Annotated in this window: 1 protein-coding gene; it reads right to left on the bottom strand. The window is 73.5% G+C overall.

Features of this window, described 5'->3' with window-relative positions; all coding sequences use genetic code 11:
* Nucleotides 1–1,017, bottom strand: a 1,017-nt coding sequence (locus AC1D01_RS36255) for a phage tail protein (protein ID WP_477874591.1), incomplete at both ends; no start/stop codon positions are given.

Below are 1,017 nucleotides of genomic sequence, written 5' to 3'. Positions count from 1 at the left end.
GCACCAGGGCCGCGTCGCCCAGCCGGCCGGGCTCGGCCGGCCCGCCACCGAGCAAGGTGTCGATGCCGAGGCTGGCCTGGTAGCCCACGCGCAGGCCCGCGCCGATCACGCACAGGTCGTAGAGCGTGTGCGCGGGTTTCTCGCGCTCGACGATCGCGCGCACCTGGTCGAGCGTGCCCGCGCACTGCAGGTCGCCTGGATACAGCCGCACCAGGAAGCGGTAGGCCGCGCCCTCGAACAGCGGGGTGCCGAACTCGTCCTGCGTGATGAGCTGCGAGCGGTCGAGCGTGGCGGTGCTGCCGAGCACGGCGCCCTGCGGCTCGGACGACGGCAGTACCGTGTTGAAGCCGAGGATCGAGTCGCCGCCGTCGGTCCAGGTGCCGGCCTGCCCGGGCTCGCACGACGTCGATGGCGCCGGCATGGCCCACCAGCCCAGCGCCTGCAGCGGCTCGTCGATCACGGCGCGCACGCCGGCCTCGTCGCGCAGCGCGTCGCGCAGGCCGGCAACCGTGCCGCGCCGTGCGTAGCGCGCGAAGGCCCCGGCGATCGACCCGCGCTGCGCAGCGGCATCCTGCACCTCGGGCAGCGGCAATGCCAGGAAGCCGGCCAGCCAGGCCAGCGCATCCACCGGCGCCGATGCCGGATTCAGCAACGCCGGCAGGTGGCCCGTGGTGGCCTCGAGTTCGTCGAAGAAGCTCTCGAACAGGCTCAGGTAGCGCAGCAGGAAATTGCCGTCCCGCGGCTCCCGGTAGATCGCGGGCAGCTCGGGCAGGTAGCTCGCCTGGTCGAAATCCACGCGCGCCTGCGACAGCACCGGCGTCGAATGCAGGTCGTTGCCGAAGCGCGCACCGATCCACAGCGCCTCCTGCCTGCCGGTGCCGCCGAGGTCGATGAAGAAGTCCGACACGTCGACCCCGACCGCGCGCCACGGCTGGCCGAAGCTGCCGTCCGCCGCAGGCCCCGGCGGCGGCGCGGCGCGGGCCCCGGTGGCGACGAAGAACTGCACGTGGCTGCCGG

The organism is Rhizobacter sp. P3_B12, from assembly GCF_056402895.1.
Note: the sequence above shows the minus strand (reverse complement) of the source record. Positions and strands in the feature narration are given on the sequence as shown.